Raw genomic sequence first — 15097 nt, forward strand, 5'->3', positions numbered from 1 at the left:
CCCTAGAAGTTCACCGTCCGTACTATCGCCTCGAACGTCTTGAGGTGATCTGCCATATATTCCTTTTCCAGCGCCAGCGGATAAGGAGTATCCAGTCCGCACACCCGCTCGATGGGGCTTTCCAGATACAAAAAACAGCGCTGCTGAATGGTCGCGGCAATCTCGCCGGCGAAGCCGCCGGTGAGCGGCGCCTCGTGGTTGATGACCAGGCGACCGGTCTTGAACACCGACTCGGCCACCCGGTCTGCGTCCCAGGGCAATATGCTGCGCAAGTCGATAAGTTCGCAGGAAATACCCTCCTCCCCAGCCAGATCTACCGCCTTCGCCACCACCTCCATCTGGGCCCCCCAGGCCAGCACGGTTACATCGGTACCTTCCTGTATCACTTCGGCCTCTCCCAGCGGCAGCTCGTAGTAGTCCTCGTCCACCTCGCCCACGGCGGCGCGATACAGCCGCTTGGGCTCGAAGAACAACACCGGATCCGGGCAGTTGATGGCCGCCAGCAGCAGCCCCTTGGCCTGGGCCGGATCCCGGGGGACCACCAGGCGCAACCCCGGCGTATGAGCAAAATAGGCCTCCGGCGACTGGCTGTGATAGTGACCGCCGGCGATACCGCCACCATAGGGGGTACGCAGCACCAGCCCACCCACATTGAACTGGTTGCCGGAACGATAGCGGAATTTGGCGGTTTCATTGACGATCTGATCGAAGGCCGGATAGATGTAATCGGCAAACTGGATCTCGGCCACCGGTTTCAGCCCCCGGGCCGCCATGCCGTTGGCGAAGCCGATGATCCCCTGCTCGGTGAGCGGGGTGTTGAAGCAGCGATGCTTGCCGTATTTGTCCTGTAACTGGCTGGTAGCGCGAAAGACGCCGCCGAAGTGGCCCACGTCCTCGCCGAAACAGATCACGTTCTCGTCCCGGCCCATGGCGAGCTCCAGGGCATTGTTGATGGCCTGCAGCATGTTCATCTGTGCCATTAGTCCAACCTCCCTGCGCTCACCGGATAAGCATCCGGGTACTGGCGGATATGCTCCTTAAGGGCCTCCAATTGACTCCTTAGCCCGGGTGGCGGCTCGGCATAGACGTCACTGATCAGGGTATCGAGACGAGGTTTGGGGATCTGCTCCGCCACCTTGAGCGCCTCCAGAATTTCCTGGCGCAGGGCATCGCTGGCAATCTGGTCGGCCGCCTCGTCCAGCCAGCCCTGCTGTAACAGCCACAACCGATAACGGGCAATGGGATCCTGCTTGCGCCAGCGCTCCTCCTCCTCCCTGGAGCGGTAACCGCTGGGATCATCGGAGGATGAGTGAGCCCCCAGACGATAGGCGATGGCCTCCACCAGCACCGGCTCCTGCTGCTCCAGCGCCAGTTTGCGCGCCAGCCGGGTGGCTTCATAGACCGCCAGCACGTCGGCCCCGTCGACCCGGATGGCCTGAATGCCGTAGCCCACCGCCCGGCAGGCGATGCCGTCGCCGATAAACTGCTCGCTGGCGGGAGTGGAAATGGCATAACCATTATTGCGGCAGAAGAAGATTACCGGCGCCTGTAGCACCGCGGCCATGTTCAGGCCGGCATGAAAGTCGCCTTCCGAGGCGGCCCCTTCGCCGAAATAGCACAGGGTGGTGTTGCTTTCTCCCCGCAGTTTCTGGGCGTAGGCATAGCCGCTGGCCTGGGGTATCTGGGTACCGAGCGGTGAAGAGATGGTCATGAAATGGATGTCGCGGCAACCGTAGTGCACCGGCATCTGTCGGCCCTTGCCCAGATCCTGCTCGTTGGAGAACAACTGGTTCATAAACTGGGCCAGGGTAAAGCCCCGATAGCGCAGGGCGCCCTGCTCCCGATACTGGGCCATGATCATGTCGTGACGATCCAGGGCCGCCGCACTGGCCACCGTACTGGCCTCTTCCCCCAGACACTGCATGTAGAAGCTGATCCGCCCCTGGCGCTGGGCGGCCAGCATGCGCTCATCCAACAGGCGAATAAACACCATGCTGTCGTAGATGTTGAGCGCCGTGTCCCGGTCCAGAACCGGTGGTGAAACACCGGCGTAGAGGGAACCGTCGTCCTGCAAGATCCTCAGGGTGGGGATATTGAGGGCATGGGCGCCGATAAACTGGGCCTGGTGCACCGTGCTGATGGTGGCATTGCTGGGATCGGTCATGGCGTCACTCCCGTCGCCGGGCGGGCGACTCTGGAAACGGGACCAAACTGCCCCCCACGGCGGCAGCTCAATATGACGCCAATTATAACACCTGGATCACAAGCCGCAGGACCGGTGCAGGTCCGACTCCACCCGATCAACTTGACGATGGCGATCTGGCAGTTCTGGATGACCGCCCCGGCGTCGGCGGTCTTCACACCCTTGGCCCGGGAACATCAAGCTGCTGCATCGCCCCTGGATGCTGTAGCTTGTCCCGGACAGGACGGAACAATAAAAAAGGCAGCCCTATGGGCTGCCAAAACGAGATGGACCTAGTTAGTATTTTTCTTTCTCAGTTGACCCTGTTTCGCTATCAGACGTTCTCGAACTGGCCCATGGTGTTGTCCTTGCCGCCGGCCTTCAGTGCCGCTTCACCGGCGAAGAATTCCTTGTGGTCATCCCCGATGTTGGAGCCAGCCATGTCCTGATGCTTGACGGTGGCGATGCCCTGGCGGATTTCCTTGCGCTGTACGCCCGCCACATAGGCCAGCATGCCTTCGTCGCCGAAGTAACCCTTGGCCAGATTGTCGGTGGACAGGGCCGCGGTATGGTAGGTCGGCAGCGTGATCAGGTGGTGGAAGATACCGGCTTCCCTGGCGGCATCGCGCTGGAAGTTGGCCGTCCACTCGTCGGCCAGGCGACCCAGCTCGGTGTCGTCGTAGTCGGCGCTCATCAGCTTGGCGCGGTCGTAGGCCGCCACATCCTTGCCTTCGGCCGCCCAGGCATCGAACACCTGCTGGCGGAAGTTCAGGGTCCAGTTGAAGGACGGGCTGTTGTTATAGACCAGCTTGGCGTTAGGCACCACCTCGCGGATGCGGTCCACCATGCCCTTGATCTGGCCGATATGGGGCTTCTCGGTCTCGATCCACAGCAGGTCGGCGCCGTGCTGCAGGCTGGTAATGCAGTCCAGCACTACCCGGTCCTCGCCGGAACCCGGCTTGAAGCAGAACAGGCCGGAGGCCAGGCGCTTGACCTTGAGCAGCTTGCCCTGGGACTTGATCACCACGTCGCCGTTGTCGATATCGGAGGCCGAGTCGATGTAGTCGCCGTCGAGGAAGCTGTTGTACAAATCGCCCAGATCACCCGGCTCGTCGGTCACCGCGATCTGCTTGGTCAGGCCGGCACCCAGGGAGTCGGTGCGCGCCACGATGACGCCGTCGTCCACCCCCAGCTCCAGGAAGGCCAGCCGTACCGCGTTGATCTTGGCCAGGAAGTCGGCGTGAGGCACCGTCACCTTGCCGTCCTGGTGGCCGCACTGCTTCTCGTCAGACACCTGGTTCTCGATCTGGATGCAGCAGGCCCCCGCTTCGATCATCTTCCTGGCCAGCAGGTAAGTCGCCTCTGCATTGCCGAAGCCGGCGTCGATGTCCGCCACGATCGGCACCACATGGGTTTCGTGGTTGTCGATCTGGTTGAGTATGTCCTTGGCCTTGGCGGTATCACCGGCTTGCTGGGCCTCCTCCAGGGCGCGGAACAGGTGGTTCAGTTCCCAGGCATCGGCCTGGCGCAGGAAGGTGTAGAGCTCCTCGATCAGGGCCGGCACCGAGGTTTTCTCGTGCATGGACTGATCCGGCAGCGGGCCGAATTCGGAGCGCAGGGCCGCCACCATCCAGCCGGACAGGTAGAGGTAGCGTCGTTTGGTGCTGCCGAAATGTTTCTTGATGGAGATCAGCTTCTGCTGGCCGATAAAGCCGTGCCAGCAGCCCAGGGATTGGGTGTACTGGGACGGGTCCTCGTCGTAGTTGGCCATGTCTTCGCGCATGATCCTGGCGGTGTACCTGGCGATGTCCAGGCCGGTCTTGAAACGGTTCTGGGCACGCATACGGGCGGCGTACTCGGGCTTGATGGCGCTCCAGCTCGGGTTTTGCTTGATCAATGACGCCAGGGTATCAAGGTCGTTTGCGTATGGCATGGTCTCAGTCCTCTCAGTGTAAGGGTTGCGCTCTGTTCAGCAGCATTCAACTTCCCTGTCAAACCAGCAAATCATCAGGGTGTACCCCGGTTGCTGATATTGGCAGTGACTCTTATTGTTTTGCTCCGCAGTCAGGCTTTTATTTCTAAGGTTCTATTGTGATGCCTGTCGTGACACACGCTTCCGTTTGTTCCGCGTCGCTGTACCCCTATTAAGTTGCTTAAAAAAAACCATAAGATCAAGATCTAGTTTCACAAAAACACAACATAAGTCACACAACCGAAGAGAACTACGACCAAAGTACCATTACTTATAACTCACTGTTTTTCTGGACTAAACCGAAAAACAAAACTGGACCAAGATAAACATAAATGTAATTTAATTACGTAAATTTAATTCATATGCAATAAATTATCCCGACTAAACTCCAATGTTTTAAAAATTCCGGCCACAGGGACGAGAATGCTTTCAATACAAGCATTTAAACGATCGTTTGAAAAAATAACCCGGGCTTCCCCCCATTTTTGCGAGTGCAAAAAAAGCACCAGCGTAGCGGCTAATGACGGCATATCACGATGGCGTGTGGTTTTTTGTCGTTATTTGCGCCGGCGCGGCATGGCTGCCTGCAGCCCCAGATCTCTGTCTTTATCCATCACCCGGCCGAGCGGGTGATCCCCGTATAAAAGGCAGTCTAGTGATAGAAATTACCTATTAGAGTGATAGGAAATAATCATTTTATTGAATAGCAGATAGAGCCTAGTATGGAAACCGTTCCAGAGAGGCACACCCACCAAGTAACATTTAGGAGCTAATATGGCTGTTTCCATCAATACCGAAATCAAACCCTTTACCGCCCAGGCTTACCATAACGGCGACTTCGTGCAAGTCACCGAGGCCGACCTGAAGGGCAAGTGGTCCGTCGTGTTCTTCTACCCGGCCGACTTCACCTTCGTCTGCCCCACCGAGCTGGGCGACCTGGCCGACCACTATGCCGAACTGCAGAAGATGGGTGTTGAAGTATTCTCCGTGTCCACCGACACCCACTTCACCCACAAGGCCTGGCACGACAGCTCCGAGACCATCGGCAAGATCAAGTACTACATGCTGGGCGATCAGACCGGTACCATCACCAACAACTTCGGCGTAATGCGTGAAGGTCAGGGCCTGGCGGACCGAGCCACTTTCATTATCGATCCCCAAGGCGTGATCCAGGCCATCGAAGTGACCGCCGAAGGCATCGGCCGCGATGCCTCCGACCTGCTGCGCAAGGTGAAAGCCGCCCAGTACGTGGCGGCCCACCCGGGTGAAGTCTGCCCCGCCAAGTGGCAGGAAGGCGAAGCCACCCTGGCGCCGTCCCTGGACCTGGTCGGCAAGATCTAACTCCCAACAGGCAAACCCCGGCCCGCCGCGATGGTCCCTCATCCGGTCGGCGGGCCGGGTTTTTTATACCCAAAATTCGGCACAGGACACGACTATGTTAGATGCTAATCTCAAAAAACAACTGGACACCTATCTGCAGAACATCGTCTCTCCGATAGCAGTCAGCGTGTCCGGTGATGACAGCCCCAAATCCAGGGAATTACTGGAACTGGCCACCGAAATCAGTGCCATGTCCGGCAAGATAAGCCTCGAGGAAGCCGCCGCCAGCCGCACTCCCAGCATGAGCATCGCCCGCCAGGGTGAAGCGCCCAGGGTCGGCTTCGCCGGTATTCCCATGGGCCACGAATTCACCTCACTGGTACTGGCCCTGCTGCAGGCCGGCGGTCATCCGTCCAAGGCCGATCCCGAGTTGCTGGAACAGATCCGCAACCTCGAAGGCCAGTACCACTTTGAAACCTACATCTCCCTGTCCTGCCAGAACTGTCCGGACGTGGTGCAGGCGCTGAACCTGATGGCGACCCTGAACCCCAACATTACCCATGTGATGATCGACGGCGCCCTGTTCCAGGACGAGGTGAACGAACGCCAGGTAATGGCGGTGCCCGCTGTCTACCTGAACGGCGAACCCTTCGGGCAAGGCCGTATGAGTCTTGAAGAGATCGTCGGCAAGGTCGACACCGGGGCCGCCGCCCGCAAGGCCGCCGCCCTCGATGAAAAAGCCCCCTACGACATGCTGATCGTCGGCGGTGGCCCGGCCGGCGCCGCCGCCGCCATCTATGCCGCTCGCAAGGGCATTCGCACCGGCCTGGTGGCCGAACGCTTCGGCGGTCAGGTGATGGATACCGTGGGCATCGAGAACTTCGTCTCGGTTCCCTACACTGAGGGCCCCAAGCTGGCCGCCAGCCTGGAGCAGCACGTCAAGGAGTACGGGGTCGACATCATCACCGACCAACGTGCCGCCGGCATCAGGCGTGGCGAGCGGCTCGAAGTGCAACTGGCCAGCGGTGCCGCACTCAAGAGCAAGGCGGTGATCCTGGCCACCGGCGCCCGCTGGCGCGAGCTGAACGTGCCCGGCGAGGCCGAATACCGCACCAAGGGCGTGGCTTACTGCCCACACTGCGACGGTCCCTTTTTCAAGGGCAAGAAGGTCGCGGTGGTCGGCGGCGGCAACTCGGGCATTGAAGCGGCCATCGATCTGGCCGGCATCGTCGAGCACGTGACCGTACTGGAGTTCGCCGACAGCCTGCGCGCCGACGAGGTGCTGCAGCGCAAGGCCCGCTCCATGGGCAATATCGACATCATCATCAACGCCCAGACCACCGAGGTGCTGGGTGACGGCAGCAAGGTGGTGGGCATGCAGTACACCGATAGGGCCAGCGGCGAGAGCAGGCGGCTGGACCTGGCGGGCATCTTCGTGCAGATAGGCCTGGTGCCCAACACCGAGTTCCTGCAGGGCTCGGAAGTGGAGCTGACCCGCTTCGGCGAGGTGGTGATCGATGCCAGGGGCGCCACCTCCATGGCCGGGGTGTTCGCCGCCGGCGACGCCACCACAGTGCCCTACAAGCAGATCATCATCTCCATGGGCGCCGGCGCCACCGCCGCCCTTGGCGCCTTCGACCACCTGATCCGCGCCGGCTCGTAATGGCGCGGCATCTCGTAACACAAAAAAGGCGGAGTGCCCCGGCACTCCGCCTTTTCATTTACAGCAACTCGGTCACCAGATCGCCCAGCCGGTAGAAAGTTTCCACCCGGGTGGCGGAGGGTCTCCACACCAGGCCGATATCCCGGTAAGCCTTGTCGCCCTGGGGAGCCATGGCGACGATCTCGGTATTGGCGAGAATGCCGGCGTCTATCGCCATCTGCGGCAGGAAGGTGGTGCCGAGGCCGGCATCCACCATCTGTATCAGGGTATGCAAACTGGTGGCGGCAAAGGGATTGACCTTGCGGCTGTCGGTCAGCTTGCAGGCGCTTACCGCATGTTCGGTCAGGCAGTGTTCCTGCTCCAGCAGAAAGATGCTCTGATCCGGCAGGTCGGCGTAATCCACCGGCGTGTGGGTATGCAACCTGGCCTGCTCCCGGTGCATCACCAGCACGAAGGGGTCCTGCCCTAGTACCCGGGTCTGCAGCCCCTCGGTGTCGGTGGGCAGGGCCAGCAGCAGCAGATCCAGCTCGCCGGCCCGCAGCATGGCCAGCAACTGCGGAGTGGTATCCTCACGCAGCAGCAGTTGCAGCCCGGGATAATGACGACGGCAGCTCTTTACCAGTTCGCTCAACATAAAAGGGGCTATGGTGGGAATGCAACCCAGGCGGATGGCGCCCTGCATGGCGCCTTTCTGTCCTTCCACCAGCTCCATCAGTTCCCGGGTCTGGGCCAGCAGCTCCCGCGCCCGCACCACCACCTGCCGCCCCAAAGGAGTCATCACGAACGCCTTGTGATCCCGTTCGATCAGCTCTCCGCCCAGCAGGCTTTCCAGGTTCTGCAGGCCGGTGCTTAGGGTAGACTGGCTGACGAAACAGGCCTTGGCGGCCCGGTTGAAATTCTGGTGCTCATCCAGAGCCACCAGGTAGGTCAGCTGTTTCAGGCTGGGCAAACGACTCATTGAGTAACTCGATTAGGGCTATCTGTTTAATTCAGTTCAATAACGCTACCACAGCTTCCAGCCTGACCGTTATCGACTTGTTCCCTTTCCTGCGGCAAGTATGCCTACTGGCTACAGCCCCGGGGCGGCAGGATGCCGCCCCGCCCTCTTCAATCCTTGCCCTGCAGCTGGGATTTCAGATTGGGCGGTGTGCCCTTGATCACCAGGGTGTCGGTGGCGGCGTCGTACTGGATACGCTCCCCCAGCAACTTCTGGTCGAAGCTGATGGTCAGGCCGCCGCCGGAGCCCACGTACTTGGTCAGCCCCTTGAGCGCGGATCTGTCCACCGGGAAACGCTCTTCCAGTTGGTATTCCTCGCTGACAAACTGGTAGAAGTCCAGATCATCGTCGCTGCCCAGCTCGGCGGACAACTCCCGCAGCTCCAGCTCTTCGCCTTCCTTGAGTTGCTCGCGGCAATACTTGTTCACCAGCGCCTTGCTCTCCAGCTTCTCCTCGGGGCTGAGCTGACGGGCCGCACAGTATTCATCCACCGCCTTCAGCAAGCCCTGACTCTGGGCCTTGGGATCCATCCCCTCCACACAGGACAGGAAGTTCAGGAAGAAATCCGATACCTTGCGCCCAGCCCGGCCCTTGATAAAGGAGAAATAGCGATGCGAATCGGGGCGGCTCTGCAGCTCGGTCAGATCCAGCCGAGCCGCGAGCTGCATCTTGCCCAGATCCAGGTAGCTGGCGTGGCTGACCTCCAGCTTGTCGGTGACGGTGACGCTGTCCTTGTTGTCGAGCAGGGCGATCAGCAGGTAGTGGGCTCCCAGCCACTGGTAGCGTACAAACAGCAATATACCGGCCTCGTTCATCTCCAGCCGGTGCAGCTCGCCTTGCAGCCGCTCGGCCGCCAGGTGGGAGAACGCGGCGAAGGTCAGGCTCTGATCCTGCACCCGCCGCACCAGATCGCGAAAGCCGGTGTCTTCTTCGCTGAAATAGCCGAATACCTTGCCCGCCTTGGTGTTGTAGATATGGTGCAACTCGCCCATCAGCCGGTTCACCGCCGGTCCCGTGGCCAGCTCCTGCTCCCGGGTGGCCAGTTGGGTTTGGCCCTGCTCATCGAGAAAGAGGGAATGTACTATGATGTGTTCGATATCCAAGCTCATAACAGATTGCCGTAGAGTTGCCAGAAGGGGTGGGGTATTATAGTCGTCCTGTTACTAAGTTACATGATTGAACGCCCATGCCTGTCCTTTCCAAATACGATAAACAATTTGATCAACTGCTGAGCGAACTGGAAGCCGTGATGGACAAACATCAGGCCCCCGCCGATCTCAGGTTGATGGTGCTGGGCAATCTGGCCACCCACGTGATCAATCATCAGGTCGCCCCAGGGCAGCGTCAGGCCATTGCCGACAAGTTCGCCAAGGTGTTGACCGCCTCCGTCGACACACAGAAAGGGGCTCATTGAGAGCCCCCGTGCCAGCCTACACGGTCTGAACCATGGTAGAAACCGGCAATCTCTATCGCGATAACGTCTCCCGCCTGATTGGCTGGGGTCATTGGTTCGTGTTTTTCAATATCCTGCTGGCGATGGCGGTGTCGAGCCGCTACCTGCTGGTCGCCGGCTGGCCCGACACCCCGCTGGGCACCGGCTATATGCTGGTCAGTTGGGTCGGCCATTTCGCCTTTCTGACCTTTTTTACCTATCTGCTGACCCTGTTCCCGCTGACCTTTCTGGTTCCCCGGCTCAGGGCGGTGCAGTTTCTCGGCGCGATCATCGCCACTGCCGCCCTGACCCTGCTGCTGGTGGACACCCAGGTATTCAGCCTGTTCAAGTTCCATCTCAACCCCACCGTCTGGCGGCTATTGTTGGATCAGGCCCAGGCCGAAGAAGCATCCGGCTGGGGCTGGCTGTTCGTATGGGTGCCGCTGCTGTTCCTGTTCGAACTCTGGCTGGCCGGTTGGCTATGGCGCTGGAGCCAGCGCCGGCGCCGCTCCCTGGCACTGCCCCTGTCGCTGCCGCTGCTGGTCAGCTTCTTTCTCACTCACAGCGTGCATATCTGGGCCGATGCCGTGGTCTATGCCCCCATCACCAACCAGAAAGCCAACTTCCCGCTGTCCTACCCAATGACCGCCAAAAGCTTTTTGATCAAGCAGGGCTTGCTGGACGCGGATCAATACCGGCAACTATCGCAACAGGCCGCCGATTTGCCGCAGCGTCGGCTCAATTATCCACTGCGCCCCCTGTCGGTCGCAGCCCCGGAGCGGACGCCCAACATGCTGCTGGTCGTGGTCGACGGCCTGCGCGCGGATCAGCTCGACGCTTTCACCATGCCCAACCTGGACCGCTTTGCCAACCGGCACCTGCGTTTCGACGATCATCTCAGTGCCGGCAACCAGCCCCACGCCGCCCTGTTCAGCCTGTTTTATAGCCTGCCGGCCCATTATCGCCAGGATGCAGAGCTGGAAGGCATGGCGCCGGTACTGATAGACGAGCTGCAGCGGCAGGACTACCGTTTCGGACTCTTTGCCAGTGGCGGGCTCGACGTGTCGCTGTATCGGGATGCCATTTTCTCCACCCTGCGCAACCAGTCATTCCCCCCCGCTCCCGCCGGCGTCGAGGGTGACCGCCAGGCCGTGGCCCGGTTCGGTTCCTGGTTGGCACAGCAGGACGACGAACGCCCCTGGTTCTCCTTTGTCTACCTGGACGCACTCAATGCCCTGGCGGTGCCTGCGGGTATGCAAGGTCCTTTCCAGCCGTCCCTGGAGCGCCTCAATCCTGCTCAGGCCTACCGCAGCGAGCAGCGTGAAGCCCTGTTCAACCGTTATCGGAATGCGGTGTTCTATACCGATCAGCTGTTGGGCCAGTTACTGGCGCTGGCCCAGCGTGCGGATAGCCGGGATACCCTGATTGTAGTGACTTCCGGCCACGGCATGGAATTCAATGATAATGCCAACAACGTCTGGGGTTTTGGCAGCGCTTATTCCCCTTACCAGCTACATGTTCCCCTGGTGATCGGCTGGCCCGGCCAGGTTCAGCCGACCCGTTTCGACCATCCGACCAGCCAGCTCGATTTGGTGCCCACCCTGATGCAAGAAGTGCTGGGCGTACAGAGCCCGATACGCAGCTACAGTACGGGACAATCGTTGTTCGACAACGACCCCCACCGCTGGCGGCTGGCCTCGGACGAAGAAGAGTACGTGATTTACCAGCAGGACGAGATCACGCTGTTCAATCGGCGGGGGGATTTCCAGCTGCTGCAAGCCTCGGATTACCGGGTCAAGCCGGATGCCAACCCGGAGCTGTCGCTGCTGCTGCAGGTGATGAACGAATTGAACCGTTTTCAGGGGAAATAACGGACTGGGACTGGGACTGGGACTGGGACTGGGACTGGGATATTATTGACGCTTTAAATCCCAGTGACCAGTCCCCGCGCTTCAGATATCGTCCAGCAGGCGACGAGCCTGCCAATAGCGGCTGCGCCAGTAGACGTTGTCCAAGCGAGAAATGGTAACGCCCACGCTGGAAGAAGCATGGGCGAACTTGCCGTCACCGATATAAATACCGTTATGCTGGCCGCTGCCGGTGCGGAAAAACACCAGATCGCCCGGCTGCAGCTCGTTCTTGGTGATCTCGCGCCCCAGGTTGACCTGCTCGTAAGTGCTTCTGGGCAGGTCCATGCCGAAGACTTCCTGATACATGGTTCGAGTAAAGGCCGAGCAATCTATGCCCTGGGCATCCACGCCGCCGAAGCGATAGGGAACCCCCCGCCAGCGTTGGTATACCTGATGCAAATCCATCATGCTGCCCAAGGCACGCTTGGGCTTCATCGGTCCGGTACTGATACTGTAAGTCAGGGAAGAAGACGGTTTTTTTCCAGCCATCTTTTTGCCTGACTCGGGGTCAGGGCTGCTGCTGCAGCCGGCAACCAGGAGCACACTGCTAAGAATAATTACCTTTTTCATACGAATAATGGCAACCAGCTATCAATCTGAAAGATACTAGAGCAGATCCAGGGTATTTTGCAAAAAAGAATATGAGCAAAAACAACGATATCTTCACTGAACTACTGATTTGTGACAGTACGAACATAAAACCGCCAATGGATGCGCAAAAAGTACTCTCACCGGCAGAGCTCGAGCGGCTTGTCAGTATCCGCCACCCCCACCAGGCCCAGCTGTTCCTGGTGGGACGCTATCTGCTGCGCCAACGACTTGCCAGTCGGTTGAACGAAGATCCGGCCAGGATCCCGATCAGGATCGGCGCCAGAGGCAAACCCCTGCTCGAGCGATCCGGCTGGGACTTCAACATCAGCCATAGCGGTGATCTGCTGGCACTGACCATAGGTAACCGGGGAGCGCTGGGGATCGATCTGGAAAGCCGTCGCCTGGATCCTCCCCGGGTTCACCGTTTGGCCCACCGCTATCTGAATGCGGCGGAGCAGCAATGGCTGACCCGAAGCCCCGACCCCGAGCAGGATTTCAGGCGCTTGTGGACGGTCAAGGAGGCGGTGCTCAAGGCCTGTGGCGAGGGGATTGCCAACAATCTGCAACGGGTACACTGGCAGCCAGGCGCAGGCTACGCCATGCTGGATCGACAACCTTACCGCCTGTATCAATATGCCCTGCCCCGTGCCTGGCTGACGCTGGCAGTCGAAGAAGGTACCGATGCTGAACCCACCTGGCTCAGGCTGTCGGATTTACCCTTTGGCCTTGAAATCAGTGGGCCGCAGCCCAATCTAACCAGAAACCCTTAATGAGACCCTGTTTATGATCGTTGATATCAATGTGCAGAATTTCCAGCAAGCGCTGGTCCAGGCCTCCATGAGCAAAACGGTGGTGATCTACTTTCACGCCCAGCAGGTGCCTGAATGCCAGTCGATGACCCCACTGCTGGAGCGTCTCATCGGAGCCGACAGCACGCATATCGATCTGGCCAAGGTTGATGTCGCCGACCCGCAGCTGCAAAGTCTGGCGGTACAACTGGGTCTGCAGGCACTGCCGGCCATGGTGGCTTTCAAGGATGGGCAGCCGGTGGATGTACTGGAAGGACCACAGGATGAGGAAGGCATCAAGGTGTTTCTGCAGCCCTATCAACCCAACGAAGCCGACCAGTTGCTGGCTCAAGCCAAACAGACCCTGGGACAGGATCCTCAAGCCGCCTACGGCCTGCTGCAACAGGCCCGTACGCTCGAGGACAGCCCGGCCATTCGCCTGTGTCTGGCCGAGGCGGCCCTGGCCCTGAACAAGCTGGAGGAGACCAAGCAATTGCTGACCACCATCGGCATGGCCGATCAGGACAGCCAGTATCAGCATATCCTGGCTCGGCTGCAGTTGGCGGAAGAAGCCGCCGACAGTCCCGAGCTGCGCGAACTGGAGCAGAAACTGGCCGCAACACCGGACTCACTGGAATTGAAAGAAGAACTGGCGGTGTTGTACTTCCAGGCTGGCCGCCAGGAAGAAGCGTTGCAGCTGCTGATCGAGGTACTGCAGCAGGATCTGGCCTTTGGCGAAGCCAAGAAGCGCTTCCTGGACATGCTGACCACCATGGGCGCCGATCCGGTCGCTTCCAGATACCGCCGCAAGCTGTATAGCATGCTGTATTGACCCCCGAGACGAGGGAGCAGGGACTGGGGATGCTCCAGTCCCGAGTCCCTGCCGCTATGACTCACCAGCTGGCGCCGATCACCATCACCACCAGCAGCGGACAGACCAGCCGCACATACCAGGGCCAGATGCGCCAGAACAGGCTGTCCGCCAGCTCCGGCGTGCCCTGAACCAGTTCCTCGAACAACTTGGCCCGCCCCCACATCCAGCCACCCAGCAGGCAGAATCCCAGGCCCACCAGCGGCTGGATATTCTGGGTCGACAGGCGGATCACGAAGCCGAACAGAGTGCCGAAATTCAGGCAGATGATCAGGCTGAATACCGCCAGCCCCCCGCCCAGCAGCCAGGTCATCAACGGCCGTGATGCCTTGAATCGCTCGGTGGTATAAGACACCGGCACTTCCAGCATCGAGATGGACGAGGTCAGCGCGGCAATGGCCATCAGCACGAAAAACACCAGTGCCATCAGCAGTCCCACCGGCCCCATGGTGTCAAACAAAGCCGGTAGTACGGTGAACACCAGGGTATCTGAACTCAGCAGGCTGCCGTCCTCCGCAAAGATGGTCACGCCGTTGTTCATGGCCACGAACATCGCCGGCAATATCACCAGGCCGGCCAGGAAGGCCACCCCGGTGTCGATCAGGGTGACCTGGAAGGCGGTACCGGGAATGCTCTCCTTCTTGCTCAGGTAAGAGCCGTACATCAACATGGAGCAACCACCGATAGTGAGGGAGAAGAAAGCCTGCCCCATGGCGCTGATCAGCAGGCCCGGCTCCAGTACCTTGCTAAAATCCGGCACCAGGTAGTGTTTGAGCCCTTCCATGGCCCCGCCCTGGGTCAGGATATAAACGAACAGCAACAGAAACAGCACGAACAAGGCTGGCATCAACCGGGCCGACCAGCGTTCGATTCCCCGACGCACCCCGGCCTGTACCACCAGGATAGTGAGCAGGTAGAACACCAGGGTCCAGACGATATTGCGTCCCAGGCCGAAGGCCTGCAACCAGTCGGTGGCGGCCTCCCAGCCCAGGATACGGGTCACGGCCGCCGCCAGAAAAGCCAGCAGCCAGCCGGCGACGATGGCGTAAAACGACAGCACCAGGCTCGGTACCAGCATCCCCGCATAACCCACCATGGTGGCCATGGCCTTTTGCGTACCGCTGCGTCCCAGCCTGCGTACCGCATCCACCGGGTTGGCCTGACCGTAGCGGCCGATGGCCACTTCCATGACCAGCATGGGGAAGGCCAGCACCATTACCAGCACCAGATAGGCGATCAGGAAGGCTCCGCCGCCGTTACTCGCCGCCTGGGTCGGAAACCCCCAGATATTGCCCAGCCCCACCGCCGCCCCGGCAGCGGCCATGATAAACCCGAAGCGCGAGCCAAAATGTTCTCTCACTGTGTTTTCCT

At 60.0% G+C, this 15097-nt stretch carries 13 protein-coding genes; 6 read left to right on the forward strand and 7 right to left on the reverse strand.

Annotation, left to right across the window (positions count from 1 at the left end):
* Nucleotides 1-2: 2 nt before the first annotated feature.
* The 3 genes from ACEVBK_RS14030 to ACEVBK_RS14040 form a co-directional block, all read right to left on the reverse strand.
* Nucleotides 3-980, reverse strand: coding sequence for an alpha-ketoacid dehydrogenase subunit beta (locus tag ACEVBK_RS14030; protein ID WP_375055535.1), 978 nt, complete (start codon nucleotides 978-980; stop codon nucleotides 3-5).
* Complete coding sequence (locus tag ACEVBK_RS14035) at nucleotides 980-2164, reverse strand: thiamine pyrophosphate-dependent dehydrogenase E1 component subunit alpha (protein ID WP_375055536.1); 1185 nt, start codon at nucleotides 2162-2164, stop codon at nucleotides 980-982. Before ACEVBK_RS14035 ends, ACEVBK_RS14030 begins: the two co-directional genes overlap by 1 nt.
* A gap of 352 nt (nucleotides 2165-2516) precedes the next feature.
* Entirely contained in the window at nucleotides 2517-4115 is a 1599-nt protein-coding gene (locus ACEVBK_RS14040; protein ID WP_375055537.1) for an isocitrate lyase, read from the reverse strand.
* An 813-nt stretch (nucleotides 4116-4928) separates the two neighbouring features.
* On the opposite strand from ACEVBK_RS14040, the gene ahpC reads away from it, so the two are divergent.
* Nucleotides 4929-5495 (forward strand): alkyl hydroperoxide reductase subunit C, encoded by a 567-nt coding sequence (gene ahpC / locus ACEVBK_RS14045; RefSeq protein ID WP_375055538.1) that lies wholly within the window; start codon nucleotides 4929-4931, stop codon nucleotides 5493-5495.
* A gap of 94 nt (nucleotides 5496-5589) precedes the next feature.
* The gene (gene ahpF / locus ACEVBK_RS14050; RefSeq protein ID WP_375055539.1) at nucleotides 5590-7137 is read left to right on the forward strand and encodes an alkyl hydroperoxide reductase subunit F; all 1548 of its coding nucleotides are present in this window, start codon (nucleotides 5590-5592) and stop codon (nucleotides 7135-7137) included.
* Between the two features lie 58 nt (nucleotides 7138-7195).
* Here the strand turns inward: ahpF and ACEVBK_RS14055 are convergent, their stop codons facing one another.
* Nucleotides 7196-8095: a hydrogen peroxide-inducible genes activator gene (locus ACEVBK_RS14055; RefSeq protein WP_375055540.1), complete on the reverse strand. Its 900-nt coding sequence runs from the start codon at nucleotides 8093-8095 to the stop codon at nucleotides 7196-7198.
* Nucleotides 8096-8244: 149 nt separating this feature from the next.
* The gene (yejK, locus tag ACEVBK_RS14060; RefSeq protein ID WP_375055541.1) at nucleotides 8245-9243 is read right to left on the reverse strand and encodes a nucleoid-associated protein YejK; all 999 of its coding nucleotides are present in this window, start codon (nucleotides 9241-9243) and stop codon (nucleotides 8245-8247) included.
* Between the two features lie 77 nt (nucleotides 9244-9320).
* On the opposite strand from yejK, the gene ACEVBK_RS14065 reads away from it, so the two are divergent.
* The gene (locus tag ACEVBK_RS14065; RefSeq protein ID WP_375055542.1) at nucleotides 9321-9548 is read left to right on the forward strand and encodes a DUF1414 domain-containing protein; all 228 of its coding nucleotides are present in this window, start codon (nucleotides 9321-9323) and stop codon (nucleotides 9546-9548) included.
* 32 nt (nucleotides 9549-9580) lie between these two features.
* Entirely contained in the window at nucleotides 9581-11437 is a 1857-nt protein-coding gene (locus ACEVBK_RS14070) for a DUF3413 domain-containing protein (protein WP_375055543.1), read from the forward strand.
* 81 nt (nucleotides 11438-11518) lie between these two features.
* Here ACEVBK_RS14070 and ACEVBK_RS14075 read toward each other — a convergent pair whose 3' ends face one another.
* Nucleotides 11519-11911, reverse strand: coding sequence for an NlpC/P60 family protein (locus tag ACEVBK_RS14075; RefSeq protein ID WP_375058581.1), 393 nt, complete (start codon nucleotides 11909-11911; stop codon nucleotides 11519-11521).
* Nucleotides 11912-12183: 272 nt separating this feature from the next.
* On the opposite strand from ACEVBK_RS14075, the gene ACEVBK_RS14080 reads away from it, so the two are divergent.
* Together ACEVBK_RS14080 and ACEVBK_RS14085 are read left to right on the forward strand one after the other, a co-directional pair.
* Nucleotides 12184-12837, forward strand: a complete 654-nt coding sequence (locus ACEVBK_RS14080; protein WP_375055544.1) for a 4'-phosphopantetheinyl transferase family protein — start codon at nucleotides 12184-12186, stop codon at nucleotides 12835-12837.
* Nucleotides 12838-12850: 13 nt separating this feature from the next.
* Nucleotides 12851-13687 (forward strand): tetratricopeptide repeat protein, encoded by an 837-nt coding sequence (locus tag ACEVBK_RS14085; protein WP_375055545.1) that lies wholly within the window; start codon nucleotides 12851-12853, stop codon nucleotides 13685-13687.
* A 61-nt stretch (nucleotides 13688-13748) separates the two neighbouring features.
* Here ACEVBK_RS14085 and ACEVBK_RS14090 read toward each other — a convergent pair whose 3' ends face one another.
* Nucleotides 13749-15086 carry a sodium-dependent transporter gene (locus tag ACEVBK_RS14090; protein ID WP_375055546.1) on the reverse strand — a complete coding sequence of 446 codons (1338 nt, stop codon included), beginning with the start codon at nucleotides 15084-15086 and terminating at the stop codon, nucleotides 13749-13751.
* Nucleotides 15087-15097: the final 11 nt, after the last annotated feature.

The organism is Zobellella sp. DQSA1 (genome assembly GCF_041950555.1).
In the GTDB taxonomy this organism is placed as follows: Bacteria; Pseudomonadota; Gammaproteobacteria; order Enterobacterales; family Aeromonadaceae; genus Oceanimonas.

What these genes read in the sequence shown, in the direction of transcription:
- ACEVBK_RS14030 (WP_375055535.1), bottom strand. Translation starts at nt 980, where the DNA reads ATGGCACAGATGAACATGCTGCAGGCCATCAACAATGCCCTGGAGCTC.
- ACEVBK_RS14035 (WP_375055536.1), bottom strand. Translation starts at nt 2,164, where the DNA reads ATGACCGATCCCAGCAATGCCACCATCAGCACGGTGCACCAGGCCCAG.
- ACEVBK_RS14040 (WP_375055537.1), bottom strand. Translation starts at nt 4,115, where the DNA reads ATGCCATACGCAAACGACCTTGATACCCTGGCGTCATTGATCAAGCAA.
- ahpC (WP_375055538.1), top strand. Translation starts at nt 4,929, where the DNA reads ATGGCTGTTTCCATCAATACCGAAATCAAACCCTTTACCGCCCAGGCT.
- ahpF (WP_375055539.1), top strand. Translation starts at nt 5,590, where the DNA reads ATGTTAGATGCTAATCTCAAAAAACAACTGGACACCTATCTGCAGAAC.
- ACEVBK_RS14055 (WP_375055540.1), bottom strand. Translation starts at nt 8,095, where the DNA reads ATGAGTCGTTTGCCCAGCCTGAAACAGCTGACCTACCTGGTGGCTCTG.
- yejK (WP_375055541.1), bottom strand. Translation starts at nt 9,243, where the DNA reads ATGAGCTTGGATATCGAACACATCATAGTACATTCCCTCTTTCTCGAT.
- ACEVBK_RS14065 (WP_375055542.1), top strand. Translation starts at nt 9,321, where the DNA reads ATGCCTGTCCTTTCCAAATACGATAAACAATTTGATCAACTGCTGAGC.
- ACEVBK_RS14070 (WP_375055543.1), top strand. Translation starts at nt 9,581, where the DNA reads ATGGTAGAAACCGGCAATCTCTATCGCGATAACGTCTCCCGCCTGATT.
- ACEVBK_RS14075 (WP_375058581.1), bottom strand. Translation starts at nt 11,911, where the DNA reads ATGAAGCCCAAGCGTGCCTTGGGCAGCATGATGGATTTGCATCAGGTA.
- ACEVBK_RS14080 (WP_375055544.1), top strand. Translation starts at nt 12,184, where the DNA reads ATGGATGCGCAAAAAGTACTCTCACCGGCAGAGCTCGAGCGGCTTGTC.
- ACEVBK_RS14085 (WP_375055545.1), top strand. Translation starts at nt 12,851, where the DNA reads ATGATCGTTGATATCAATGTGCAGAATTTCCAGCAAGCGCTGGTCCAG.